This window comes from Burkholderia sp. AU15512, assembly GCF_002223325.1.
Classification (GTDB): Bacteria; Pseudomonadota; Gammaproteobacteria; order Burkholderiales; family Burkholderiaceae; genus Burkholderia.
On record NZ_NKEX01000006.1, the window covers coordinates 573,334 to 598,806 of the forward strand.

27 protein-coding genes are annotated in these 25,473 nt (G+C 67.9%); 12 read left to right on the plus strand and 15 right to left on the minus strand.

What is annotated here, in order from left to right; translation table 11 throughout:
* Positions 1-61: 61 nt before the first annotated feature.
* The 3 genes from CFB43_RS21945 to CFB43_RS21955 are packed head-to-tail and all read right to left on the minus strand — an operon-like array spanning position 62 to position 3,762.
* Positions 62-745 (minus strand): Fe2+-dependent dioxygenase, encoded by a 684-nt coding sequence (locus CFB43_RS21945; protein WP_089458582.1) that lies wholly within the window; start codon positions 743-745, stop codon positions 62-64.
* Positions 742-1,515, minus strand: a complete 774-nt coding sequence (locus tag CFB43_RS21950; protein WP_089496547.1) for a tetratricopeptide repeat protein — start codon at positions 1,513-1,515, stop codon at positions 742-744. The genes CFB43_RS21945 and CFB43_RS21950 overlap by 4 nt, the downstream gene beginning before the upstream one ends.
* 3 nt (positions 1,516-1,518) lie before the next feature.
* A complete protein-coding gene (locus CFB43_RS21955; protein WP_089496548.1) occupies positions 1,519-3,762 on the minus strand; it encodes a TonB-dependent receptor in 2,244 nt (747 codons plus the stop codon).
* A 322-nt stretch (positions 3,763-4,084) separates the two neighbouring features.
* Between CFB43_RS21955 and CFB43_RS21960 the strand changes: the two genes are divergently transcribed.
* Both CFB43_RS21960 and CFB43_RS21965 read left to right on the plus strand, forming a co-directional pair.
* On the plus strand, positions 4,085-4,324 hold the full coding sequence (locus CFB43_RS21960) for a FitA-like ribbon-helix-helix domain-containing protein (RefSeq protein ID WP_089448087.1): 240 nt from the start codon (positions 4,085-4,087) through the stop codon (positions 4,322-4,324).
* Positions 4,321-4,740, plus strand: a complete 420-nt coding sequence (locus CFB43_RS21965) for a type II toxin-antitoxin system VapC family toxin (RefSeq protein WP_089496549.1) — start codon at positions 4,321-4,323, stop codon at positions 4,738-4,740. The genes CFB43_RS21960 and CFB43_RS21965 overlap by 4 nt, the downstream gene beginning before the upstream one ends.
* A gap of 112 nt (positions 4,741-4,852) precedes the next feature.
* On the opposite strand, the gene CFB43_RS21970 is transcribed toward CFB43_RS21965, so the two are convergent.
* Positions 4,853-6,148 (minus strand): aspartate carbamoyltransferase, encoded by a 1,296-nt coding sequence (locus CFB43_RS21970; RefSeq protein WP_089427078.1) that lies wholly within the window; start codon positions 6,146-6,148, stop codon positions 4,853-4,855.
* A gap of 233 nt (positions 6,149-6,381) precedes the next feature.
* On the opposite strand from CFB43_RS21970, the gene CFB43_RS21975 reads away from it, so the two are divergent.
* Positions 6,382-6,516, plus strand: coding sequence for an entericidin A/B family lipoprotein (locus CFB43_RS21975; RefSeq protein ID WP_006485835.1), 135 nt, complete (start codon positions 6,382-6,384; stop codon positions 6,514-6,516).
* Between the two features lie 99 nt (positions 6,517-6,615).
* Here CFB43_RS21975 and CFB43_RS21980 read toward each other — a convergent pair whose 3' ends face one another.
* The 3 genes from CFB43_RS21980 to CFB43_RS21990 form a co-directional block, all read right to left on the minus strand.
* Positions 6,616-7,164, minus strand: a complete 549-nt coding sequence (locus CFB43_RS21980) for a permease (protein ID WP_089496550.1) — start codon at positions 7,162-7,164, stop codon at positions 6,616-6,618.
* Positions 7,165-7,372: 208 nt separating this feature from the next.
* Positions 7,373-8,338, minus strand: coding sequence for a DMT family transporter (locus tag CFB43_RS21985; RefSeq protein ID WP_256990106.1), 966 nt, complete (start codon positions 8,336-8,338; stop codon positions 7,373-7,375).
* 223 nt (positions 8,339-8,561) lie between these two features.
* A complete protein-coding gene (locus tag CFB43_RS21990) occupies positions 8,562-9,356 on the minus strand; it encodes an AraC family transcriptional regulator (protein ID WP_089496552.1) in 795 nt (264 codons plus the stop codon).
* A 170-nt stretch (positions 9,357-9,526) separates the two neighbouring features.
* Here CFB43_RS21990 and CFB43_RS21995 point away from each other — a divergent pair, with 170 nt between their 5' ends.
* Positions 9,527-10,360, plus strand: a complete 834-nt coding sequence (locus CFB43_RS21995; RefSeq protein ID WP_089496553.1) for a molybdenum cofactor biosynthesis F family protein — start codon at positions 9,527-9,529, stop codon at positions 10,358-10,360.
* Positions 10,357-11,166 (plus strand): SDR family oxidoreductase, encoded by an 810-nt coding sequence (locus CFB43_RS22000; RefSeq protein ID WP_089496554.1) that lies wholly within the window; start codon positions 10,357-10,359, stop codon positions 11,164-11,166. Before CFB43_RS21995 ends, CFB43_RS22000 begins: the two co-directional genes overlap by 4 nt.
* Positions 11,167-11,269: 103 nt before the next feature.
* Here CFB43_RS22000 and CFB43_RS22005 read toward each other — a convergent pair whose 3' ends face one another.
* From CFB43_RS22005 to CFB43_RS22040, 7 genes are all read right to left on the minus strand, one after another.
* On the minus strand, positions 11,270-11,752 hold the full coding sequence (locus CFB43_RS22005) for a cupin domain-containing protein (protein WP_089496555.1): 483 nt from the start codon (positions 11,750-11,752) through the stop codon (positions 11,270-11,272).
* Positions 11,753-12,098: 346 nt separating this feature from the next.
* Positions 12,099-12,791: a dihydrodipicolinate reductase gene (locus CFB43_RS22010; RefSeq protein ID WP_089496556.1), complete on the minus strand. Its 693-nt coding sequence runs from the start codon at positions 12,789-12,791 to the stop codon at positions 12,099-12,101.
* Positions 12,792-12,951: 160 nt separating this feature from the next.
* Positions 12,952-13,719, minus strand: a complete 768-nt coding sequence (locus CFB43_RS22015) for a DUF4410 domain-containing protein (protein WP_089496557.1) — start codon at positions 13,717-13,719, stop codon at positions 12,952-12,954.
* A 383-nt stretch (positions 13,720-14,102) separates the two neighbouring features.
* Positions 14,103-15,449 (minus strand): ATP-binding protein, encoded by a 1,347-nt coding sequence (locus CFB43_RS22025; protein ID WP_089496558.1) that lies wholly within the window; start codon positions 15,447-15,449, stop codon positions 14,103-14,105.
* Positions 15,449-16,162: a response regulator gene (locus CFB43_RS22030; RefSeq protein ID WP_089496559.1), complete on the minus strand. Its 714-nt coding sequence runs from the start codon at positions 16,160-16,162 to the stop codon at positions 15,449-15,451. Before CFB43_RS22030 ends, CFB43_RS22025 begins: the two co-directional genes overlap by 1 nt.
* Positions 16,163-16,205: 43 nt before the next feature.
* The gene (locus CFB43_RS22035) at positions 16,206-16,511 is read right to left on the minus strand and encodes an EF-hand domain-containing protein (protein ID WP_089442017.1); all 306 of its coding nucleotides are present in this window, start codon (positions 16,509-16,511) and stop codon (positions 16,206-16,208) included.
* Between the two features lie 94 nt (positions 16,512-16,605).
* Entirely contained in the window at positions 16,606-17,688 is a 1,083-nt protein-coding gene (locus CFB43_RS22040; RefSeq protein ID WP_089496560.1) for a hypothetical protein, read from the minus strand.
* 851 nt (positions 17,689-18,539) lie between these two features.
* On the opposite strand from CFB43_RS22040, the gene CFB43_RS22045 reads away from it, so the two are divergent.
* From CFB43_RS22045 to creD, 5 genes are all read left to right on the plus strand, one after another.
* Positions 18,540-19,448, plus strand: a complete 909-nt coding sequence (locus tag CFB43_RS22045) for a sterol desaturase family protein (RefSeq protein WP_089496561.1) — start codon at positions 18,540-18,542, stop codon at positions 19,446-19,448.
* A 106-nt stretch (positions 19,449-19,554) separates the two neighbouring features.
* Complete coding sequence (locus CFB43_RS22050) at positions 19,555-20,268, plus strand: SDR family NAD(P)-dependent oxidoreductase (RefSeq protein ID WP_089496562.1); 714 nt, start codon at positions 19,555-19,557, stop codon at positions 20,266-20,268.
* An 85-nt stretch (positions 20,269-20,353) separates the two neighbouring features.
* Positions 20,354-21,070, plus strand: coding sequence for a two-component system response regulator CreB (gene creB / locus CFB43_RS22055; protein ID WP_089496563.1), 717 nt, complete (start codon positions 20,354-20,356; stop codon positions 21,068-21,070).
* Positions 21,071-21,085: 15 nt separating this feature from the next.
* Positions 21,086-22,537, plus strand: coding sequence for a two-component system sensor histidine kinase CreC (gene creC, locus CFB43_RS22060; RefSeq protein ID WP_089496564.1), 1,452 nt, complete (start codon positions 21,086-21,088; stop codon positions 22,535-22,537).
* Between the two features lie 110 nt (positions 22,538-22,647).
* Entirely contained in the window at positions 22,648-24,039 is a 1,392-nt protein-coding gene (gene creD, locus CFB43_RS22065) for a cell envelope integrity protein CreD (RefSeq protein WP_089496565.1), read from the plus strand.
* 75 nt (positions 24,040-24,114) lie between these two features.
* Here the strand turns inward: creD and CFB43_RS22070 are convergent, their stop codons facing one another.
* On the minus strand, positions 24,115-24,537 hold the full coding sequence (locus CFB43_RS22070; RefSeq protein ID WP_089496566.1) for a RidA family protein: 423 nt from the start codon (positions 24,535-24,537) through the stop codon (positions 24,115-24,117).
* 189 nt (positions 24,538-24,726) lie between these two features.
* On the opposite strand from CFB43_RS22070, the gene CFB43_RS22075 reads away from it, so the two are divergent.
* Both CFB43_RS22075 and CFB43_RS22080 read left to right on the plus strand, forming a co-directional pair.
* Positions 24,727-25,164, plus strand: a complete 438-nt coding sequence (locus CFB43_RS22075) for a hypothetical protein (protein ID WP_256990107.1) — start codon at positions 24,727-24,729, stop codon at positions 25,162-25,164.
* Positions 25,165-25,247: 83 nt separating this feature from the next.
* Positions 25,248-25,445, plus strand: a complete 198-nt coding sequence (locus CFB43_RS22080) for an oxidoreductase-like domain-containing protein (RefSeq protein WP_069252077.1) — start codon at positions 25,248-25,250, stop codon at positions 25,443-25,445.
* The last annotated feature ends 28 nt before the right edge of the window (positions 25,446-25,473 follow it).

The window sequence follows — 25,473 nt, forward strand, 5'->3', positions numbered from 1 at the left end:
ACCGTCGTAGCGCACGACCGAGCCGCGCAATACGTCCAGCGGCTGCCTTGCATATCGTTGGTTATGCATCCGCCCACTTCCTCAACAGGTTGTGATAAATCCCCGTCAATGAAATGACCATCGGATCCTTCGCGCCTTTCTCCGCGGAAAGCGCCTGAATTTGCGTATCGAGCTGGAACAGCAGCGTGCGGTCGCCGTCGTCGCGCACCATGCTCTGGATCCAGAAGAACGACGCGACGCGCGCGCCGCGCGTCACGGGCGTGACGTGATGCAGGCTCGACGCCGGATACAGCACGAGGTCGCCCGCCGGCAGCTTTGCACGATGGGTGCCGTACGTATCCTCGACACACAGCTCGCCGCCGTCGTACGCATCGGGTTCTTCGAGAAACAGCGTCGCCGACAGGTCGCTGCGCACGCGGAAATCCGTGCCGCGCAGCAGCCGGATCGCGTTGTCGACGTGCGTGCCGAACGTCTCGCCGCCTTCGTAGCGATTGAACAGCGGCGGAAACACCTTGAGCGGCAGCGCCGCCGAGAAGAACAGCGGATGGCGTGCGAGCGCGTCCTGGATCGCGTCGCCCACCGCGCGTGCGGCCGGCGCGCCTTCCGGCAATTGCCGGTTGCGTTTCGCGAGCGCCGACTGCGTGCCGGACGTCGCATTGCCGTCGACCCATTCGGCCGCATCGAGCAGTTCGCGACATTGCGCGACCTGCGCTTTCGTCAGTACGCCGGGGATGTGAAGCATCATGATGCGGAGTCCATACAGTGTGGCTGAGGCTGTGGCGGTGTTTGCAATTCCAGCGCGGCCGCACGAAATGCGTCGATCGACGACGACGTGAGATACGCGCGCATCTTCGCGACGAACGCGGGGGTAGCAGAGGCCGGCACGCGTGCAAGCCACGCGAGCGCTTCGTCGACGCGCCCGCGCTCGGCAAGCAGCCGCGCAAGGTTGAACTGGCCGCGGAAGTCGCCGGCCACGGCGGCGCGTCGATAGTGGTCGAACGCGGCGTCGCGGTCGACCGGTACGACCCAGCCGTCCTCGTAAAAGCCGCCGATCAGGTTGATCGATTTCGCATGGCCGAGCGCGGCCGCGCGCTGGAACCAGTCGAGCGCATCGGCGCGATTCTCGTCGACGCCGTTACCGAGCGCGAGCGCCGTCGCGTAGTTGTACATGCCCCAGTCGAGCCCCGCCTGCGCGGCGAGCCGGTACCAGTACACGGCGACCGGCGCGCATGCGGCCGTGCCCCAGCCGAACTCATAGCAGCGGCCGAGCATGTTCATCGCCATCGCGTGGCCGGCGCGCGCCGCGTGCCGGAACCAGTTGAACGCGGCCGCCGGATCGCGCGCGACGCCATGTCCGTCGAGCAGGTATTGCCCGTAGACGGCCTGTGCATCGACGATGCCGTTGTCGGCCGCCGCCGCGACCCACGCGGCGGCGCGCTCGGCCGGCCCGGCCAGGATGTCGGCGAACTCACGCGGCGATACCGACGCGAGCGCCTTCAGCGACACGGCCTCCATCGATCAGTAGCGCGCGTTCAGCGTGACGAACGCCGAGCGGCCCGGTGCGATCGACGCGTAGTGCGCCGGATACGCCTGGTCGAAGTAGGTGCGGTTGAACAGGTTGTTCACGTTCAGCTGCAGGTCGAGCTTCTTGTTGATGCGGTACTGCGCCATCGCATCGAAGCGCCAGTACGACGGCACCGCGTGCTGGTTCGCGGGATCGCCGAACACCTGCGACACGTAGAACGCGCCGCCGCCGACGGTGAACTTCGGCGTCACGTCGTAGTTCGACCACATCGTGAAGCTGTGCTTCGGCGTGTTCGGGAACCGGTTGCCGTTGTTCGCCGTGTCCTTGCCGTTGTCGCGCAGTTCGCTCTTCATGTACGTATAGCCGCCGAACAGCTGCCACTGCTTCGTGATCTGGCCCGCGACGCCGAGTTCGAGACCCTGCACGCGCTTGTTGCCGACCATCGCATATTGGTTGTTCGGCAGCGTCACGCGTGCGTTGGTCGTATCGATCTGGAACAGCGCGGCGGTCAGCGCGAGCTTGTCGTTCAGCACGTTCCACTTCGTGCCGAGCTCGATGCTGCGGTTCTTTTCCGGCGCCAGCTGATCGGCGTTCGAGCCGACGCCGCCGCGGCCCGGCGTGAGCGACTGCGTTTCGCTGCCTTCGCCGAGCATCATGCCGGCCGGCGTCGACGACGTCGCGTACGACGCATAGATGCTGCCATTCTGCGCCGGCTTGAACACGAGGCCGGCCTGCCAGTTCACGAGGGTGTCGTCACGCGTGGTGGTCTTGCCGCCGTTGGCCTTGGTGTCGGTGAAGCGGGTCGAGTAGTCGTCGATGCGCACGCCGCCGTTGACCTGCCAGCGGGGCGTGATCTCGATCGTGTCGAAGCCGTAGATCGACTTCGTCACGGTGCGGGCATGCGCATAGTCGTTGTTGCGCGTGATCGAGCCGGCCCACGGGTCGTTCGGGTTCGGCGACCACAGGCTCGTGCAGTTGTAGCCCGACGCCGCGCCGATGCCGTTCTGGCAGATCTTGCCGTTCGCGGCGGCGACGTTGTACGTGTCGCGCTTGCCCCATTCGCGCGACAGCTCGATGCCGGTCGTGAAGCTGTGCTTGAACGGGCCGGTGCGGAATTCGCCGAACAGCTCGGTCTGGTTCGCGATGCTGTTGATCGCGCTGTCGCGGGTGTTCGCGCGCCGCCAGACCTTGCCGTTGACCACGTTGCCCTGGCTGTCGTCGGGCTGCGTCCAGATGTAGTCCTGCGTCGATTCCGTATAGCGCGTGGTGTTGCGGATCGTCAGCGACGACGTGAGGTCGTGCTCGATCTTCAGCGTGCTGATGTCCGACGTCGTCTTGCGGAAATCGCGGTTGGTCAGGCCGTAGAAGTTGTGGCGGTCGACGGGCGCCGGGCCGTCGGTGGCGACGCCTTTCGGGAGGTTGAAGCCGTAGTAGTACGGGATGCCGCCGTCGGGCAGGTCGTCCGTCTGCAGGTGGTAATAGCTCGCGACGACGCGCGTCGACGTGCCGAGGCCGAACGCGATCGACGGTGCGACGCCCCAGCGCTCGTTGTTCACCGCGTCGCGGCCGGCGACGTCGTTGTTGTGGCTCATCAGGTTCAGGCGGAACGCGGCGTGATCGGCGAACTGCCAGTTGCCGTCGGCCGTGAAGCGGCGATAGCGGTCGGTGCCGAGGCCCGCGCTCGCGGCGGCGGTGGTGCCGAGGTGCGGGGCCTTCGTGATCAGGTTGATGCTGCCGCCCGCGCCGCCGCGGCCGCCGTACGCACCGTCGGATCCCTTGGTGATCTCGATGCGCTCGGTGTTGAAGATCTCGCGCGTCGTCGCACCGGTGTCGCGCATGCCGTCGACGAACATGCTGCCCTGCGTGTCGTAGCCGCGGATGAACGGGCGATCGCCGAGCGGGTTGCCGCCTTCGCCGGCGCCGAACGTGATGCCGGGCACGGTGCGTAGCGCTTCGGTCAGCGTCGACGCGCCGCTGTTCTGGATCAGCTCCTGCGGGATCACGGTGACGGATTTCGGCGTGTCGACGAGCGGCGCGGTGAATTTCGCGGAAGCGGAGAAGTCGGCCTTGTAGCTGTGCTCGGCCTTGCCCTGGACCTCGATCGGCGCGAGATGGCCTTCGGTGCCGGCCGGGGCGGGCGGCGGCGTGCCGTCCGCCGCGAAGGCCGGGCTTGCGGCGAGCACGCTGCACAGGGTGGTGAATTTACCGAGCTTCAGCTCGTCGGAACGTGACTTCATGGTGCGCTTCGACCTCGCGGTGTGGCCCCGGGGGCGGTGCGCTACGGGAATGTGCATGCCGCCGGGAATTATTACGATTTGTTTTCAGGCGGCATTCTATGTAATTTTTTGTTGAATGAGAAGCGTTCTTGTTAGCGTCAGTAAGGAAAGTGTCAACTAATGTGACGGGGTGGCGGTGGGGCGCGCGGGGCGGTGTTGATGGCCGAAAGGCCAGCTGTGGCGGGCGTGTCTGGCGGGGTAGAGTGGTTCTGTCGCGGATCGCCCGCCATGACATCAAGGTGCTAATATGACTGCATTGAAAGCAAATGTAGTGAGGTGCATCATGCCTGTGATTACGGTTCGAAACCTGCCCGATGAAGTGCACCGTGCGCTTCGGATTCGTGCGGCCCAGCATGGGCGCAGCACCGAAGCCGAGGTGCGGGACATCCTCGAGCAGGCCGTTCTTCCGGGAGGCCGGCTCAAGCTGGGGACGCTGCTGGCGGAAATCGGACGGGAGGCGGGCGGTGTCGATTTCGACGCGCAGCGCGACAAGACGCTAACCGACCCGATGAGCTTCGAATGATCCTTGTTGATACGAACGTGATGTCCGAGCCGTTGCGGCGCGAGCCGAGCGCGGCCGTGATCGAGTGGCTCGATGCCCAGAACGTCGAAACGCTGTTTCTGGCTGCGATCAGTCTCGCCGAAATGCGCTTCGGCGTGGCGGCGTTGCCGGAAGGTCGCAGGCGCGACTGGCTTCATCAAAGCATCGAGCAGCGTGTCGTGCCGCTGTTTCGCGGTCGGATCCTGCCGTTCGACGAGGTGGCGACGAAAGCCTATGCCGGCATCCGCGCGCGGGCCCGTGCCGCGGGCACCGCGATCGCGCCCGCCGACTGCTTCATCGCCGCGACGGCCGAGGTGAACGGATTGATCATTGCGACGCGCGACGTCGCGCCATTCGAGGCGGTTGGCCTGCGGGTAATCGATCCGTGGGCGTCCTAGGCGCTGATTGCTCATCTGTTCACCGCGCAAAGAATAAAGCGCGCCGGGCCGCCCGGCGCGCTTTCCGTTGAACGTAGGGGCGCCTGACTGGCTTGCCCCCCGCAGTTCCTTCTCAATCGACCCCGTGAAACACCGCATCCTCCGGCCCGAGATAGGCCGGCGGGCGCCACGTCGCGTCGCGCATCGAATGCTGGACGAGGTTCTCGACGCCGAGCAGCACCGCGAAGATCGCCATCCGCACCGGAATGCCGTTGTCGGTCTGGCGGAAGATCGCGAGGCGCGGGTCGCGGTTCAGGTCGACCGACAGGTCGTTCGCGCCGGGCCGGCTGTCGCGCGGCAGCGGGTGCATGATCAACGTGTCCGGCTTGCACACCGAATCGACGAGCGCCTGGTTGATCTGGAAATCCGGCGTGTAGCCTTCGAACGACTCGTCGGTGAAGCGCTCCTTCTGGATCCGCGTTGCATAGACGACGTCCGCGCCGCGCAGCCCGGCTGCGAGATCGGTCGTCTGCTCGATCACATGGCCGTTCGTCGCGATCTGGTCGACGATGTAGGCCGGCATCTCGAGCGTCGGCGGCGACACGAGCGTGAACTTGAGCCCGCGGTACAGCGCGAGCAGCTTGACGAGCGAGTGCACGGTGCGGCCGTACTTGAGGTCGCCCACCAGCGCGATGTGCGCGCCGTCGACGATCTTGCCGAGCCGCGAGAACTCGCGCTGGATCGTATAGAGATCGAGCAGCGCCTGGCTCGGGTGCTCGCCGGGGCCGTCGCCGCCGTTGATCACGGGCAGGTTGGTCGCGCGCGCGAACTCGGCCACCGAGCCTTTCTCCGGATGGCGGATCACGAGCGCGTCGACATAGCCGGCCATCACGCGGCTCGTGTCGTAGATCGATTCGCCCTTGGCCATCGACGAGAACGTGAAGCCCGTCGTGTCGCACACCGAACCGCCGAGCCGGCAGAAGGCGGCGCCGAACGACACGCGCGTACGCGTGCTGGCCTCGAAGAACAGGTTGCCGAGCACCGCGCCTTCCAGCACGCGCGAAATCTTGTGGCGGCGCGCGATGGGCTGCATCACGTCGGCCACGCGAAACAGCGCCTCGACCGATTCACGCGAGAACTGGTCGACCGACAGCAGTTGCGGCTTGCCCTCGAAAAAGAACTGCTTGGCCAGCCCCTGATTATCTACGCTTTGCGTATAGTTGCCGCCTTCCGGTACCGAGCGCTCGACGATTTCCGACACGAAGCGTTCGACGATCTCGGGCATCCCGCGCGATTCCTGCGAATCGTCGGGCAGAAGCCAGGTATCCAGCGCGCGCCGGCTCACACCGATGCGGCTGGCAAACGCTTCGCGCGTCATGTTGAGGCGGCGCATGGCGTCGCGGAGGAAGGCTTGCTGGGGGACGGTCATCGGCGGCTCCTGACGAGAAATATACGCGGTGCGTATATTAGTTCCTCGCGTGTTGAAGTCAAGGAAAATCTGCGCGAACCGGCTGTGTGGCCCGCGTGACAAGCGGCGGGTTCGGACTGGCGCGCGGCGGCCGTCTCCGTATAATCAGATCAGGCCCCGTGCCCGGCATCTTGCCGGGCGCGACGCCGCAAACGATTCGCCCGTCGGGCTTGTTGATTCCAAGGAGAATGAGAATGACGCGTACGATTGCTGCAATGCTGCTGGTGGTGACCGCCGCGCTCGCCGGTTGCAACACGGTCGCCGGTGTGGGGCAGGACATTTCGAAGGGTGGCCAGGCGATCAGCGATTCGGCTGAAAAGGCCAAGTAAGCCGACCGATTCCGGAATGCAGAAGGCGCCGGGCCGTCCCGCGATTGCGGGGCGGCCCGGCGCCTTTTTTCTTGCGGCCGGCGCTCGATGCCGGTGGCGTCAGGCGTGCTCGACGAACGCGTAACGGCCTTCGACCTTGCGCGGCGTGAACCAGCCGTAGTCGGGGAACAGGCGGTTGCGGACGAACCAGACATAGCCCACCAGCAGGATCGTGATCGCGAGGCTCGGCAGCGCGGTCGACGGATCGCGTCCGAGCGCGGCGATGGTCTTCGGCACCTGCAGTAGCGACAGCAGGATGAACGCGTGGTACGCGCCGACACGATGGGTCGCAAAGCCCCAGATGAACAGCAGCGACAGTGGCATGGTCAGCGCGAGGAACACCAGCACGAGGCCGTTGCCGGCGCCGGTGGCGAAGAAGTAGTACGCGAGCATAAGGCTGATCGCGAGTTGGGCGACGCCGAGCGCGACCAGGATCCGGATGTGCAGCTTGTTCTGGCGGCAGCGTTCGGGATCGGGGTGCGACGCGATCAGGTGCGCAAGCACACGATCCTTGAGTCCTTGCCCGGACAGTTCGGCCAATGCGTCGGCCTTCCTCGTTCCCGTGGACAGCAGCACCGCGATTTTTGTTTTGGCTTCCTTCCTGTTCATTGCGTGGCGGATTGTTGTTCGATGGTTGTCAAAGGTCCCGGCCACGCGAATATTGCATCTTGCGGGGTGGTGCGCAACGGTTTTGCGGTGCGCGGACACATTCCTACAGTTGCCGGCGGCACGGGGGAAACGCGAGGATCGGCCGGTTATACGGCGGGGCGGAGCCGCCGCCGTTTCCGCAACGACGCAACGACGCGATGAGCGCAAGTCAGTCGGTGGCTGTTTGCGCGGCGGGCTTGGGGCGGGACGGTCGATCCGGATTCGCCGGGTGCGTATTGCGTGCTTCGGCTGGTTCGCGTCGCCGCGTCGCGCCGACGACCATGCCGGCGATGACGAGCGCGATACCCGCGATACGCGTGCCGCTGAGCGTTTCGCCGAATAGCGCGACCGCGAACAGCACGGCCGAGACCGGCGCGACCGCCGTGAACAGCGCGGCCTCGGTTCCGCTCGTGCGCGCCGAGCCCGCATACCAGCACAGATAGCCGAGCACGGTCGGCACCAGCGCGTAGTAGGCGATCGCCGACACCGCGTCGACCGTCCAGCCGGTCGCCACCGCGTGCCATTCGAACGCGGCGGGCACGAGGGCGAGGACGAAGCCAAGGCCGGACATCGCGGTGGACAGCGCCAGCGGCGGCAACGGTGCGGCCAGCCGCCGGTTGAGGAGGATGAATACGGCTTCGCAGGCGACGGCGGCCAGCACCAGCGCGTCGCCGGCGAGCGTGCGGAGCGACGGCAGGGCCTGGCCGGGCGCGAACGTGACGAACAGCACGCCGGCCGTTGCGAGCGCGGCGGCCACCCAGTCGCGCGGTGTCTGCCGCTCGCGCAGCACGACGGCCGCGATCAGCGTCGACATCGCGGGCAGCGTGCCGAGCATCACACCCGCGTCGAGCGGCGACGACAGCTTCGTGCCGCAGATCAGCAGCACGGTATAACCGACACCGCCCGCCGCCGCCTGGATGACGAGCAGCACGGCGTCGCGCGTGGAGAGGCGTGGCCAGCGCATGCGCTGCGCGCGCATCAGCGCGAACAGCAGCGGTGTCGCGATCAGGAAGCGCAGCGCGGTAGCCGCGAACGGCGGCAGGCCGCCGGCCGCGAGACGGCTCGCGATGACGGTGCTGCCGACGCCCGCCATGGCGGCGGCGAGATAGAGATAGCCGATCAGTCGTGTCTTCATGCGCCGCATCGTCGCGTACGGCGGCCGTGCGCGTCTTGAACGAAATTGCAGCGCGCGCGGGCGTGTCGAATACGGCGCGCGCGATTCGGCATGCTCGGACGACAGGGGGGGCGACAGTCACCGCGAGCAGCGCATGGCGCGGCGTGCCGTCGCAGTTGTCGATGTGGGCGCAGCCTTCGAGGTCGGTATGTTCGGCGACGGGCCCCGCAGGATGGCAGCGGCGTCAAGCGGCCTGCGTGAACCGCCCCGGCGTGATCCCGAACTGGCGCGCGAACGCACGCGTCAAATGGCTTTGATCGGCAAAGCCGGCTTCGGCCGCGGCATCGGCGATCGGCAAGCCGCTGGCCAGCAGCGCGCGCGCCAGCCGCGCACGCGACTGGATCAGGTACGCGTGCGGTGTGATGCCGACTTCGCGGGCAAACCCGCGCAGCAGCTGGTAGCGGCTGACGCCGCTCAGGTCGGCCAGCTCGGCGAGCGAAACGGGCGTGGCCGGCGCCGCGTCGAGCCGCTCCCGGGCGAGGCGGATCGCCGGTGCGACGCCCGCCGCCGGCAGCGTGCGGTTCGCATGCCGGGCAAGCAGCCCGGCGACGAGCATTACGAGCGCTTCGTCGCGGGCGAGCGGCTGGGATTGCCCGGCGACGATACGCGCATGCAGCTGGCCGACAGCGGCCGTGAGCCGCACATCGCGCACCGCCGGATGCGCCAGTTCGACGCCGCCGAGGCCTTCTTCCGCCGCCACCCCCGCGACCAGCGCGGGTGCGAGGTACAGCATCCGCCAGCGCCGGCCCGTACCGGCCTCGATCGGCGAGCCGTCATGCATCTCGCCCGGGTTGACCATGATCGCGTCGCCGGCCAGTGCGTCGACCTGCCCGCGACCGCTCCACGACCGGTGCGCGCCGCTGACGATCACACCGACCCCGAATTCGTCGTGCGCGTGGCGCGGAAACGCACGGTCGGATTCGAGGCTGATTGCCTCGATGCCTTCGTCGGTCCGTCGGTAATGAGTGACGCGGTGCATGTGCGCTCCTCGCGCCGGGCGCGGCGCGGATGTCGTGCACTTTAGCGCGTTCCGGCGCCGCGCGCCCTTCATCCTTTTGGCCGATACCGCGCGGCGCGCGCAGCCCGCACCATGTGCACATGAGCAGCGTACACGGCCCGCCGGGCCTGAAGCTGCGCGGGAGACGGCAGGTGGAACGACAGGATCCGGTATTCATTCAGGTTGGCGCGCTCGCGGACGGCTTCGCGCCGGAAGCGAACATCCTCGCATCCGTCGACGCGCTCGCCGGGCGGACGCTTGCGCTCGGCGACGCATCGGGCGCGTGGCGCGTCTATACGTTCGAGCCCGGCGCGCTGCAGTGGCGCGATGCGGCGACCGACACGGGCGGCCGCGAGCCGTGCCGCGTGACGCGGCTGCGCGACGGGCTGTACTTCGTCGACTACATCGATTCGGCCGCCCGCGCGACGTCGGTCAGCCTCGTGATCGATCTCGACAACGGCGTATGGACGTCGGTCGTCGGCGCGCTGCCGACCGAAGCCGACACGCGCATCGACGCGTTCACGCGGGTTGCGCGCGGGCTGCCGCTGACGGGCGTCGAGGCCGAGTTCCGGCACGGCACGCTCGGCGGTCACACGCAGCCGGGGCCGTTGCACGGGCCCACGCGCGAGCTGATCGGCAAGCGGACGATGTATCGCTATAGCCCGACCGAATGCTACGAGCACATCTACCTGAACGAGAATTTCTACGCGTGGCAGTGCCTGCAGGGTGTCGAAGGCGGGCTGGCCGATGTCGACCGCTGTCATTACTTCAGGATTGCGGACGAACTGTATCTGTTCGTTTGGCGAGAAAAGGTGGTGCCGACGCTCGGCGTCGTCCTGATCGACCTCGCGCAGCGCAAGACCGACGGCAAGATCTTCGGCTATCAGGGCGGCGATTTCGGCACGCTGTCGAGCTTCCCCGTCGGCGCGCACGCGCAGGTGCTCAACGAAACCGTGCATCCGCTCGGCGGCGAGGCGCAGCGATGAATGCCGTGCCGGGCAGCGGCCGCCTGCGGGCGGATTTCAGCGGGCGCGTCGTGCTCGTCACGGGCGCCGCGCAGGGGATCGGCGCGGCGATTGCATGCCGATTCGCGGAATCCGACGCGTTCGTCGCGCTTGCCGACCTGAACGGCGAGGCGGCCGCCGCGCAGGCCGATGCGCTCGCGAGCACGGGCGGCGAGGCGCGCGCCTATCGGGTGGATGCCGCCAGCCGCGACGAACTGGGCGCACTGGTCGCGGCGGTCGAGCGCGACGGTGGCCGGCTCGATGTGGTCGTCCACAATGCCGCGTATTTTCCGCTGACGCCGTTCACGCAGATCGACGAGCCGACGCTCGACCGGACGCTGTCGGTCAACCTGTCGGCGCTGTTCTGGCTCGCGCAGGCTGCGCTACCCGCATTCGAGCGCGCGGGAGCGGGGCGGCTGCTCGTCACGTCGTCGGTGACGGGGCCGCGCGTCGTGTACCCGGGGCTCGCGCATTACGCGGCGTCGAAGGCCGGCGTGAACGGCTTCATTCGTGCGGCCGCGCTGGAGCTCGCGCGCCGCAACGTGACGGTGAACGGCGTCGAGCCGGGCATGATTCGCACGCCGGCGGCCGGCAATCTCGGCGACGCGTCGGTCGCCGCGCAGATCGCGCGTGACATTCCGCTCGCGCGGATGGGCGAACCGGAAGATATCGCGAACGCGATGCTGTTTCTCGCGTCGGCGGATGCCGCGTACATCACGGGGCAGACGATCGTCGTCGACGGCGGTGCGACGTTGCCCGAGAGCGGGGCGGTGCTTGGCAGTGAGTGACGGTGGACGCGGTAACGACCGGTGAAACACGGCGGTTTCGGCGGCCCGCTGCGAGTTCGCACCGCAGGCTCGGCGGGTTCCGTCGGGTGAATCTGCACAGGCGTCAGTCCGGCATCCCGTTGTGGTCTCCGAGCGGCCTGTCGGGCCAGTCCACCCAGCGGTCCGCGCGGGTCAGCTCATACGCCTCGTTCATCGGGTAGCGGATGCGGTTGTCGTCGCGCGGACGTTCACCGATCACCATCAGCCTGACCTCGTCCTTCGTGTTGTTGATGAAGGTGTGGCAGATGCCGGTGCCCGCCGGAAACGCGACGGAATCGCCTTCGGCAACGGGGTGAAGCACGCCGTCGATCCAGACGTCGGGCTTGCCCTCGAGCACGTACACAAATTCCTGCTCGGTGCTTTCGGCATGCGGATAGGACGTCCGTCGGCCGGGCAGAAGCCTGACGTGATGAATGCCGATACGCGTGATGCCGAGCGCGGCGGAAAGCGGTGCGTCCAGCGCCATCGGCTCGGTATCGCCGCGATAGCAATGCGCGTCCGGTTCTTCGAGTTCGGTCCAGTGCTTGATGAAATCGGGTCGGGGCATCGGTTGCACTCCTGTCGGGGAGAGGTCGAGGGGAGCGGTTCAGGCGCCGGCGTTAGCGGTGACTCGCACCCCATCTCGGCGAATGAACCTCGGCCGGTAACTTACCAGCGAATGCGGCAGGACGATTGCGCGTCGAATTTCGCGAGCGGCCGTGGCGGCGAAGCCGGCTGGCGTGATCTTGAACGCCGGCCATGCGGGACGTCAGGCGCGGTCGGCGGCGGCCCGGATGTCGCGGCTCGGGCGGTCGACGACCTCCACGGAAGTCGGCACCGAACCTTGTCTTGCGTTGAGCGAAAACGTCTGCGACCTGCGATGCGCGCATGCCGCCCGCCGCGCATCGCCGCGACTACAGCCAACCGTTGCGGATGAATTCGACGATCGAATAGCGGCGGCACTCGAGATCGTGCAGCCGAACAGCGTCGACGATGCGCGACACGCCATCGGCGTAAGGTGTCGCGCCCACCACGCGCGATTCGAACTGCAGGCTGCACGCGCCGTCGTCGATGCGGATCCGGTGTATCGCGTGGCGGCCGAGTTGATCGTCGGCGACCGCGAATTCGCTGCGCTGCACGTCCGGGTCGCGCACGGAGCGGATGTCTTCCGGCCGCACGCCGAGCGACTGGCCGATCCCGACGGCCGTGCCGGGGACGGACGTCTTGCCGGCCTGGTGCGACTCCGTCAGGCTGATCCGGCAGTCGTGAAACAGGTGGCCGCTGCTTTCCAGCATGCTCATGAACTTGAGCATCAGGATGTTCGTGTTCGGACACAGCACGACCGGGAAAGCGTGCGAGCCGGTTTCGAGCTCGGAGCCGGTCGACAGCTCGACGAGTGGCGATCCGGTGGCCGCGCAGAACGCGATCACGGCGGGGAGTTCGCGGCCGGAACCGGCATGCACGACGATCGTTCGGGCGTCGCTGCGCTGCGCATCGTCGCGCGCGCTGTCCGACCAGGGGATCACGCGGCAGGTGGCCGGGTCGAGCCGGTGCGCGTCGAGCAGTTCGCTGGCCAGCTTGCCGGTTCCTACGACGAGTACTTGCATGACATTCACGGATTGAAGTTCAGGATTCGGGACGGGCCATGATGCGGGCCGTCGGGTGGCTCGGCACGGTCGCGGCGCGTGGCGCCGGACCGGCCTCGCGCATTATGCCCGGCCGCTCGCCTGCGTGCCCGTCGGGCCTCGCAGGCGGCGGCCCGGTGCGTCAGCTCGCCGACACCGTCGGCAGCCACGCATTTGCCGCGTTCTGCGTCGCGAGTTGTTTCGCGATCGAGCGCGCGAGGCGGTCCGTATCGGACGCCACCGTGTCGTGCTTCACTTCCGACACGCCATGCAGGCCGGCGCCAACCGCTGCCGACGTCGCGAGGCGGCCGGCCGCCGCGCCGACCCCGGCGGTTTCCACCATGCCGGGCAGGTGGCCGCTGTTCGCGCTGGACGAGAACGTGCCGAGCGGCTGCGGCGCGCCATGCGCCGGCTGGAACAGCACGGTGACCGACGCCTTCACTTCGCTCTTGCCCGCGCCGAGCCCGATCAGCGTGCGGCGGCGGCGGTTGCCCGCGTCGATCGACTCGAACCGGCCTTCGACGACCAGCGCGTCGCGTCCGTCCGGCACCGGGCCGCGCAGCGCGGGGATGCCTTGCGACCGGAGTTCGCGCACGAGTGCGTCGGCGAGCTGCTCGCGAGTTTTCAGCGCGCTCTGCTGGCGCTGCACGTCGGCGGACGATCCGCTCGCGAGGGGCGCGATCTTGCTGATCATCCCGCCGTCGACCTTGACGTCGGTCGTGTCCACGTCGAACGTGGATACATACACGACGTCCGCATGAACCTGCGGCTGCGTGCGAGTTGCCGGCGCGGCGGTCATGGATGTAGTCGCGGTCGATGCGCAGCCGGTCATCGCGAGGGTGCCGGCGATCAGCGCGACACTGGTCAGACGTTTGGCGTGGGCGGCAAGTGCGTGAAGGGAAGAAAACATGTCGATCTCCGTGGCCTGGATGAGGTTGCCGATACTGTCGCGGCATTCAGGAACGCGAACGATCGGAAGCGGGGCGTGATCGCTGGCAGGGGGAGCGTTTTCATGCCGTTGCGCAACACGCAGGCGCAAGTATGCGGAGGTCGGGCGTGATGCGCCACGCAGGAATTATGTCGGCGCATGTCACGTGCCGTGATGCGCGGATACGCGAGGTCGCGTGGCTGGGAGGCGGACAGGTAGACAGTCGGACAAAAGGCCAGACGGCAGACGGTCAGACGGCCTGGCTGCACACGGCACACGGCAGGCAGCAGGTAGAAGCCAAAAGCCAAAAGCCAAAAGCCAAAAGCCAAAAGCCAAAAGCCAAAAGCCAAAAGCCAAACAACCCCTCAGACCGACATCGACCGCCGCACCGCCCCCGCCGAATCAAGCGGCAGCGCAACGACCGCCTCCAGCCCGCCGCCATCCCGGTCGCGGAACGCCAGCGATCCGCCGTGCAGGCGGGCGATCCGCTCGACGATCGCGAGTCCGAGGCCCGTGCCGCCCGCATGACTGCGCGCGTTCGCGCCCCGGCTGAACGGCGCCTTGAGCCGTTCGAGTTCGGCCGCGCCGATACCGTTGCCGCGATCGCTGACCACCGCATACGCGATGCCGCGCTCGGTCCACGTACGCACGCCAAGGCCGGTCTTGCCATAGACGACCGCGTTCTGCATCAGGTTCATCAGCAGCCGCATCAGGCTGATCGGACGGAACGCGAACGCGGGCACCTCGCCTTCGTCGAAGTCGAATTCATGGCCGAGCCCCGCGAAATCCGCGACGAGCTGGCCGATCAGCGCATTCAGGTCGCCGGTTTGCGGCGTTTCGCGCTCGCCGCTGCCCGCGTAGTCCATGAATTGCTGCAGGATCGTATCGATCTGGTCGAGGTAATGCTCGGTCGACGTGGTGAGCGCGTCGTGCGTGCCGCGCGGCAGCGCCATCGCGATCGCCAGGCGCAGTTTGGTGAGCGGCGTGCGGATGTCGTGCGACACGCCGGCCAGCATCAGCGAGCGAGTCGCTTCCGCCTGTTGCAGCGCGTCGGCCATCTGATTGAACGCGCGGCTCACATCGGCGATTTCGGTCGGGCCGTCGGTGGGCAGCGGCGGCGGGCGCTCGCCCGCGCTGACGCGCTGCGCCGCGCGTGCCAGCGCATCGAGCGGCCGGTTCAGGTGGAGCTGGATCAGGTAGCCGGTCAGCGCCGCGAGCAGCGCCAGCCCGACCGACAGCACGAGCGCCGTCGTGATGCCGCTCGCCTGCGCGTCGGCGGCCATCGGCAGCGGCACCCACACGGGCGAGCCGGCCACGTGCAGGCGGATCCACAGGCGTTCGTCGTCGCCCGATTGCCAGCGCGCGGGGAGGTCGGGCGGCAGGTGGCGTTCGAGCGCCTGCATGAACACGTCGCGCTGCCAGGTGCGGAAGAAGGCCGCCGGGTTCGGCGTTTGCGGCGGTGCGGCGGGCGGCAAGGCAGCCTGGCCGCCGAACTGCGCGATGACCGTGCGGCCGGCGTCGGGCGGCAGGGCGGCGAGCGTGCGGTCGAGCAACTGCACGTAGTCGGAGAAGACGATCGAGGCCCGCTCGATGCGTGGACGCTGCACGTAGTGCAGCAGCACGGTGAGCGAACAGACGAGCGACAGCGCGACGAGCGCCACCAGCAGCGCGATGTTGCGCGCAAGCAGCGAGCGCGGCAGCGGGATGCGCATCACGACTCGATGCCGGCCACCAGCATGTAGCCGATGCCCCAGACGGTCTTGATGAAGCGCGGCTTGCCGGGGTCGTCCTCGACGATCTGCCGCAGCCGCAGGATCTGCACGTCGACGCTGCGGTCGAGTGCGTCATGGTCGCGGCCGCGCGCGCGGGCGAGCAGGTTCTCGCGGCTCACCGCGCGGTTCGGCGACGAGCCGAGCGCGTGCAACAGCAGCATCTGCGCCGAATGGATTTCCACGGGTGTGCCGTCGCGCATCAGCGTCTGCTGGCCGACGTCGAACGTGAATGCGCCGAATCGCAACCGCTGCGACGTGACCGTCGGCTCGCCGGCCGCCATCTTCTGTCGCCGCAGCAGCGCGCGGACGCGGGCCACGAGTTCGTCGGGGAGAAACGGCTTCGCCAGGTAATCGTCGGCGCCCGTCTCGAGGCCGACGACCTTGTCCGCGGCGTCGCCTTTCGCGGTGAGCATCAGGATCGGCAGCGTCTGGCCTTCGGCGCGCAGGCGCCGGCACACGCTCAGGCCGTCCTCGGGCTCCATCATCAGGTCGAGCACCAGCAGGTCGTATGGTTCGCGCTGCAGCAGGCGGTCGAGCCGCTTGCCGTCGGCGACCGCGCGCACCTGGAAGCCGTGGCCGCTCAGGAAGCGCTGCAGCATGTTGCGCAGCTCGGCTTCGTCGTCGAGCACGACGATCCTGCAGGACTGTTCCATCGCTTGCCTCCCGGTGCGTGCGCGGCCGGATCGTCGTGCGGGCTCAACGAGCCGCCATGCGCTGGCGCATGAAGCCGGCGAGCTGCTCGAGCGTGACGTAGCCGTTGTGCTGCGTGTCGATTTCGTCGAAATGCTGCGCGACCATCGGCATGCCCGCGGCCGCCTGTTCGCGGGTCAGCTTGCCGTCGTGCGTCGTGTTCGCGCTGGCGAAGCGGGTCTGCAACTGCATCAGCGCACGTTCGACGCGCGCACCGCCGTTCGCCGCGCCGGGCGGCATCTGCTGGGCCGACGCTGCTGCTGAGACGATACACAAAACGACGACGGCAATCATCTTCTTGATGGACTTCATGGGGTTTCTCCTTGCGTGGCCGACGGTCTGCGCCGGCCGGGTGGTTGATGAAACGGATGGAAAACGAAACGAAGCGAAACGAAGCGCGTCCGGGTTACGCCCAGTGCGCAGGCACCCACACGCGGCCGGCCCAGTGGGCGGGCACCCAGATGACGGCGCGCGGCGGATGAGCGACATACACGGCGCGCGGGGCGACGTACACGGAGCGCGGCAGCGGCGGCGCGAGGTACAGGACCTTCGGCGGCGGCGGCGCGACGTAGACGACGCGCGGCGCGGGTGTGACGACGACGGCCTTCGGCGCCGCAACACGCACGACCTTCGGCGGGGGCGGCGGCGTGACGATGACGGCGGGCGGAGGCGGCGGGGGCGTGACCACGACGGCGGCCGGTGCGGGCGCCGGTGCCGCGACAGCGACGGTGGCGACGGGCGGCGGGGCCGTCACGACCACGGCAGCAGGCGCGGGCGCCACGACGGGCACCGGCACCGGGACAGGAACCGGAACCGTCCCGCCGGCCACGACGACCGTGCCGCCCGCCGTCGTGCTGCCGTGGATCACGGCCGTGCCACCGGTCGACACCGTGCCGCCGTGCACGACCGTCGAGCCGCCCGACGTCGTCACGACACCCGGCGCCACGCGCGTCGCGCTGCCGGAATGCGTGACGGTTCCGCCGTCGGTGCCCGTCACGGTGCCCGAGCGCGAGCAGGTCGAGCCCGCGCAATTCGTCGATGCCGTATGGCTGGCCGTGTTGCCGTTCGCGCCCGTGATCGTGCCGCTCGACGAATACTGGCCCGGGCCGTTACGCGTCACGCTGCCCGACGTCGTGGCGCTGCGGCCGTCCGAGCCCGTCAGCGAACCGGTGTGCGAGCAGGTGCCGCCCGCGCAGCTCGTGTCGCCGCTGTGTTCGACCGAGCGCCCGTTCGGACCGACGGCCGTGCCGCTGTTCGAGAACTGGCCGGGCGCGGTGCGCGTGACGGTGCCCGTGTTGGTCGCGATACCGCCGCCGGGGCCGATCACGCCACCCGCATGCGAGCAGCTGCCGCCGCCGCACGAGCCGGCGTGCGCGCCGTTGTAGGTGCCGCGCGGCGTGTATGCCGTGCCGTGGCCGGACCAGCCGGCGAAGGCCGGCGCGCAGGCGAGGGTGAGAGCGGTGGCGGTGACGAGGAAGCGGGTTTTCATCGGGTGTCCTTGCGGTTCGTTTCGGTGCACGCAGTGGCGTGGCGACGGGACGAACTTTAGGGCGATGACACGCGCTCGTCGCGTCATAAAAGATGTCGCGGTGTTACACGTGGCGTGCTGATTCGAAGTACGACGAATGCGTGTGCCGGCCGCGCCGATCGCGGGCATGCCGCGCCGGGCAAGGCTGTCGGCGATGCAATTGCGTGAGAGCAGGGTGGCGTGGCACGGGGGGCGAACCTGTCTTGCGCAGCGCGCAAATGTGTCGCGGCGACATGCGGCGACATATTTGCCGGCCGATTCATGCATGCATTGCGGTGACTCGCGCGAACCGAACGCGGGCAGTGCGCCACGTACGACCGGAACCGGCTTCTCCTTCCTGAAGCCGTAATCGCATGCCGTCCGACGAATCGGCTTCCGATCGGCACCTGTCTCATGCATGTGTCGCGCAGCCGCATCCGTCGCTGCAGCTTGCGTGCAGCGTCGACCGGTTTCGGCGCGACAGGCGGCGATACATTGCTCGCCGGACATGCAAGCGCGCACGCACGAGCGGGTCGGTTTTCAATCCACGAGCGCACGCGAGTGCCGCTTACCGCCCGAACGCATTTCACCGCGACATGCGGTGACACATTTCCCACATGACACACGAACGCGCAGCTCGAAATCCGCCCCGCTCCAGCCCGCCAGCGCCTTCGCTCGCCACACCTCACCCGAGCGCCTTCCCCCACGACATACGGCGACATATTTCCCGCGTGGCCTTTCCGTTCCGCGCCCACTACAGTGCGTTCCATTCGACGCGATGGCAGCCCGTGCCGCCGATGACGCGTCCGACTCAACCGGAGGAAAGGTCCATCATGCTCACCACCACAGGAAAGCTCGCGTACTACGTCACGCTCTTCATCGTCGCCGTCTCGCTCGTCGAGGCGGCCGTGCTCACCTGGCGCCGCGCCCGCGGGCCGGAACCGTTCGACTGGAACGAGGTGTGGCTGTCGCTCGCCGATCTCGCGGGCCGCAAGCTGCTCGCGCTGGTGCCGCTGTCGCTCGCCACGCCGCTGTTCGACCTCGCGTGGGCGCATCGGCTCTTCACGATCCCGCTGCACAGCGTTGCACTCGCGCTGCTCGTGTTCGTCGGCCAGGAGTTCTGCTACTACTGGTATCACCGCGCGTCGCACCGCGTGCGGTTCTTCTGGTCGACCCATGCGGTGCATCATTCGCCGAACCAGTTGACGCTGTCGTCCGCGTTTCGCCTCGGCTGGACCGGCAAGATCGCCGGCGCCGCGATGTTCTTCACGCCGCTCGTGTGGCTCGGCGTGCGTCCGGAAGCCGTGCTCGCGATCCTGTCGTTCAACCTGATGTACCAGTTCTGGCTGCACAACACATGGATGCCGAAGCTCGGCTGGCTCGAAACCGTGTTCAACACGCCGTCCGCGCACCGCGTGCACCACGCGTCTAACCTCGACTATCTCGATGCGAACTACGGCGGCGTGCTGGTCGTGTTCGACCGGCTGTTCGGCACCTACGTCGCCGAGCGCGCCGACGAGCCGTGCCGTTTCGGCCTCGTCACGCCGACCCGCTCGCGCAACCCGTTCGTCGTCGAGCTCGAGCATTGGGCGAGCCTTGCCCGCGACGTCGCAACCGCCCGCGACGTGTGGACCGCGATCCGCTTCGTGCTGCTGCCGCCGGGCTGGCGCCCGGACAACCAGGGCGAAACGACGGAAGAACTGCGCCGTCGCAGCCTCGTCGCGGTGCGCACGGATGCGTGAACGGCGCTACCCTGTGGCACATTGCCGGCCGCGCACGCATGCCGCGGCCGGCATCGCTCATGCAACACACATCATCAAGCAACCCTCGATCCAGGAGAAAACATCGATGGAACACGATTTCAAAGGCAAGGCAGTCGCGATCACCGGCGGATTCGGTCACCTGGGCATCGCGACGGCCGCGTGGCTCGGCGCGCGCGGCGCACGCGTCGCGCTGATCGGCCGCGGCGCGGCCCCGGCGGCGCAGGCGCTGCCCGGCGTGCCGGCCGACGCGCTGCGCATCGGCGGCATCGATCTCGTCGATCCGCAGGCCGCCGCGCAGGCGCTCGACACCGTGCAGCGCGAATTCGGCCGGGTCGATGCGCTGCTGAACATCGCGGGCGCGTTCGTGTGGCAGACGATCGCCGACGGCGACGCCGCCACGTGGGACCGCATGTACGAACTGAACGTGAAGACCGCGCTGAACGCATCGAAGGCCGCGCTGCCGCACCTGCTGGCGAACCCGGCCGGCCGCATCGTCAACATCGGCGCGGGCGCGGCGTTCAAGGCCGGCACGGGGATGGGCGCCTACGCGGCCGCGAAGGCCGGCGTCGCGCGGCTCACCGAGGCGCTGGCGGCCGAACTGCTCGACCGCGGCGTGACGGTGAACGCGATCCTGCCGAGCATCATCGATACGCCGCCGAACCGCGCGGACATGCCGGACGCGGATTTCACGCGCTGGGTGAAGCCGGAGCAGATCGCGGCGACGATCGGCTTCCTGTTGTCGGCCGACGCGCAGGCGATCACCGGCGCGTCGATTCCGGTGACCGGCCGCGTGGCATAGCGCGGCAGGGCAAGGGCAGGGGCTCGCGCGGCGGCCGGCCGTGCGTACAATGTCGCATCGGATTGCGCGAGCCCTGACTGAGACCATGCATCAGCCCACTATCCTGATCGTCGAAGATGAAGTGGCGATCGCGGACACGATCATCTATGCCCTCGGCACCGACGGCATGCAGACCGTCCACTGCATGCTCGGCCAGGCGGCGCTCGACCACCTGCGCGACACGCGCGTCGATCTCGTGGTGCTCGACGTCGGCCTGCCGGATCTCAGCGGCTTCGAGGTGTGCCGGCGGCTGCGCACGTTCTCCGACGTGCCGGTGATCTTCCTCACCGCGCGGCACGATGAAATTGACCGGATCGTCGGGCTCGAGATCGGCGCCGACGATTACGTGGTCAAGCCGTTTTCGCCGCGCGAGCTGGCGGCGCGGGTGCGCGTGATCCTGCGGCGGTTCTACCGGACGGCCGCGCCCGAATCGATCCCCACGCCTGCACCGGTACCCGCACCAGCCGAGACAACCGCACCGGGTTTCACACTCGACACCGACGGCGCCCGCGTAGCGTGGCTCGGCCACGCACTGGACCTCACGCGCTACGAGTTCGGGCTGCTGGCGCTGCTGGTCCGGCATCCGGGGCGCATCTATTCGCGCGAACAGCTAATGGACCTCGTGTGGCACGAGGCCTTCGATTCGGCCGACCGCACGGTCGACACCCACATCAAGACGTTGCGCGCGAAGCTGCGCGCGATCGATCCCGAGCGCGACCCGATCCGCACGCATCGCGGGATGGGTTATTCGCTGCAACCGTAACGACCGGCTCCGCCCATGCATATCGGCCTGCGCATCTTCTTCGGTTTTTTCCTGATCGTCGGCCTGGCTGCGCTGATCACGCTGCGCGTGTTCGTGCAGGAGGTGAAGCCGGGCGTGCGCGAGGCGATGGAGGACACGCTCGTCGATACCGCGCAAGTGCTCGCGACGCTGGCCGCCGACGACATGGCGAACGGCCACATCGCCGACGGCGCGTTCGCGCGGCAACTGTCGAAGCTGCACGAACGCCCGATCAGCGCGAACGTGTGGGGCGTGCAGAAGAACACGATCGGCTACCGTCTCTACATCACCGACGCGCACGGCATCGTGCGCTACGACTCGTCCGGCCGCGCGCTCGGGCAGGACTATTCGCGCTGGAACGACGTGTACCGGACGCTGCGCGGCGAGTACGGCGCGCGCAGCACGCGTAGCGATCCGAACGACGACAGCAGCACCGTGATGCACGTGGCGGCGCCGATCCGGCACGGCAACGCGATCATCGGCGTGCTGACGATCGCGAAGCCGAACCAGACGGTCGCGCCGTTCATCGCGCGCAGCCAGCGCAAGATCATGCTGTACGGCGCATTGCTGATGGGCGGCGCGATCCTGATCGGCGTGGCCTGCACGTGGTGGCTGGTGGTCGGGCTGCGGCGCCTGCAGCGCTATGCGCGCGCGATCGCGGCGGGCGAGCGCGCCGACATGCCGCTGCAGGGCGCGAGCGAGCTGGCCGAGCTCGGGCGCGCGGTGGAAAGCATGCATCAGCGGCTGGAGGATCGGCAGTACGTCGAAACCTACATCCACACGCTCACGCACGAGATGAAGAGCCCGCTGGCCGCGATCAGCGGCGCGGCCGAACTGCTGCAGGAAGACATGCCGGTGGCGAACCGGCGGCGCTTCACCGGGAACATCCGCCGCCAGGCCGGCCGCCTCGAACAGATGATCCGCAAGCTGCTCGCGCTCGCCGAAGTCGAGCAGAAGCAGCGCCTGTCGGTGCGCGAACCGGTCGCGCTGCGGCCGGTGCTCGAACAGCTCGTCGACGATATCGAGCCGCGCGCGCGGCAGCGCGGCGTGAACCTCGCGATCGACGCGCACGACGCGGCCGATCCGGCGGTGGTCGAAGGCGATCCGTTCCTGCTGCGCCAGGCGCTCGGCAACCTGCTCGACAACGCGCTGGATTTCGCGCCGCAGGGCAGCACGATCCGCATCGCGCTCGAACGGCAGCCGGCGGGCAGAGCGCACGTCGCGGTCGTGCGCGTGGCCGACGACGGCCCCGGCGTGCCCGACTACGCACTGGCGCGCGTGTTCGAGCGCTTCTATTCGCTGCCGCGTCCCGACGGCCAGGATCGCAGCACGGGCCTCGGGCTGTGTTTCGTCCGCGAGGTCGCGATGCTGCACCGCGGCCAGGTCGCGCTCGCGAACCGCGACGAAGGCGGCGCATGCGCGACGCTCACGTTGCCGTCGGCGGGCTGAACGCCCTTCAACTTCACGTTCGCCACACCTTCGCTTCACACCGGCTTCAATCGCCCTTCACCGGGGCGGCTCATGCTGACCGTACCCTTTTACTCCGGTACCTGTCGGCCATGAATCGAGTCCTGTTGTTCAAATTCGCGATCACCGCATTTCTCGCGCTGCTGATCCTGATCCCGCTGCAGATGGTGCAAAGCATCGTGCACGAACGCGCCGCGTATCGCCGGGATGCGCTGCAGAGCATCTGGTCGAGCTACGCGGGGCCGCAGACGGTGGCGGGCCCCGTGCTCGTCGTGCACTACACGGAAGTCACGCGCGTGCGCGACGATTCGGCGGCCGGCGGCGCGACGAAGACGAGCCTGCGCAGCGAGACGAAGCGCCTGCTCGTGTTTCCGAAGACGCTGAACGTCGACGGCACGCTGACCACCAGCGTCCGCTATCGCGGCATCCACAAGGCGCTGGTGTACGAGCTGGCGAGCCGAATGACCGGCACGCTGCCGTTGCCGGACCTGAAGAAGCTGCCGCAGGCGGACGGCCACGTGAGCTTCAAGATCGACGGTGCCTATGTGTCGATCGGCATCGGCGACATTCGCGGGCTGACGGCGCAACCCGATCTGCGCATCGGCGGCACGCGCTTCGACGTCGAGCAGGGCACCCGGCTGGACAGCCTGCGCCAGGGCGTGCACGCGAACGTCGATCTCGCGGCGCTGGCGGACGCAAACGCGGGGGCGGTCGTGCCGTTCAGCGTCGACCTGCCGTTGCGCGGTGCGGATTCCGTCGCGTTCGCGCCGGTGGGCGACCAGAACGATTTCTCGCTGAAATCGACATGGCCGCATCCGAGCTTCGACGGCGCATTCCTGCCGAACAACCGCACGGTCGATGCGCGCGGCTTCACTGGCAACTGGCGCGTGACGTCGTTCAATACGAAAGCGCGTGAGCAGATCATCTCCGGCGACGGGGAAGGCGCGATCGAAATGGCGTCGGTGTCGGTGATCGAACCCGTGAACGTCTATCTGCAGGCCGAGCGTGCGACGAAGTACGGTGCGCTGTTCGTGATGCTCACGTTTGCGAGCTTCTTCATGTACGAGCTCGTGAAGCGGCTGCGCATTCACCCGATCCAGTACACGCTGGTCGGCCTGTCGCTCGCGCTGTTCTTCCTGTTGCTGCTGAGCCTGTCCGAACACATCAAGTTCGCGTATGCGTATCTCGCGGCGAGCGGCGCCTGCATCGGGTTGCTCGCCTTCTATCTGTCGTTCGTGCTGCACAGCGTGAAGCGCGGGGCGGTGTTCGCGGTGCTGCTCGCGGTGCTGTACGCGGCGCTCTATGGGCTGCTGCTGTCGGAAGACAACGCGCTGATGCTCGGTTCGCTGCTGCTGTTCGCGATCCTCGCCGGCATCATGACGCTCACGCGCCGCGTCGACTGGTATTCGCTCGGTGCCGCGTGGCAGCCGCTGGCCGACAAGGCGGGCGCGGGTGCCGTGAAGCCGGGCGCGCAGGTGAAGTAAGCGGGTGGGGGGCAGGCGCGCCGGTCGGGAAGGTTACGGCCGGCGCGTCATACGGCCCGGCGCCGCATCGCTGATTCACGCACGCGATTCAGGCCGCCGAAAACGCTCCAGCGGAATCTCTGCAACAGCGGTGATCTCGATCAGCAGATCGGGATGGTAGAGACGCTCGACCTGGACGGTCGTCGTCACGGGATAGGGCTCGGCGAAGACCGCTTTGCGGATGTCGCCGGTCTGCATGAAGACATCGATGTCGGTCGCGTAGTGAACGAGCGAGATCACGTCCTGCATCTGTCCGCCCATCGTGGCGAGCACGGCGCGGATGTTGTCGAGCGTCTGACGTACCTGCATGCGCATGTCGCCGTGGCCGACCACCTGGCCGTCGCGGTCGAGCGACACTTGCCCCTTCAGATGCACGATCCGGCCATCGCCCTGGATCACGGCCATCGAGAACGCGCCGAACGGCGCCCAGACTTCCGGCGGATTCACTGCTTCGGCCATCGTGCGGCTCCTGTGGGGCGATGACGAGGATGCGGCGGCGAGCGTCGCGGTGGGTTCGGGCCGTGCGCCGGCCGGAACGCGATGGAAGCGAGGCATCGACAGCGTCGCCGGGTTCGCCGACAATCGCGCCATTATGGATCAGCGCCCGGCGAAGCGTGAGCGATGCCACGGCGACAACGACGACACCCCATGGACGACATCCGGATCATCAGGGATCTCGCGGAAATCGAGGACACCGCCTACATCGAGCTCATGGGCGGGCCGTATGCGCGCAAGTGCTGGAACGAGGGATCGCTGTTTTTCAGGGAGGACGTCTTCGGCCTGCTCGAAGCGGCGATCGCGCGGCAGATCCCGGACTACGATCATTACGCGTTCAATGGCATCGGCATGCCGGACTGGCTGCGGATCGTGGACGAGCTGGGCGACACGCGCAGCATGCTGGGCGACGCCACGCAGCAAACGACGGCATTCGACCGGCTCGGCTTTGTGTTCCGCGATTCGCGGCAGGATTTCATTGACCGTCTGGACACGAGTTGCGCTGCGCTTGCGGAAGTGATTGCCGAAATCGATGCATGGACGAGCGAGGTCCGAACCCGCCACGACCAGGTGACGATATTGGGGATATGAGGCCGCGTGGCATGGCCCGCGCGGCACGCATATTGGGCGGCATCCGGCTTATACTGAACGAGTCCTTTCATTCGATTTTCGCCGTGCCCAACACTGCCTCTCCGGATCCGTCCGTCGACGATCCCCGTCCGACCCCGCCCATCCAGCCCGAACTCGAAGACTGCTGCAATAGCGGCTGTTCACCGTGCGTCTTCGATCTCTACGACGAAGCACTCGCGCGCTATCGCGTCGAGCTGGCCGAATGGGAAGCGCGCCAGGCGCAACGCAAGCATCACGCGTGAGCCGGATGCCGGCGAGCGGCTGCATCGG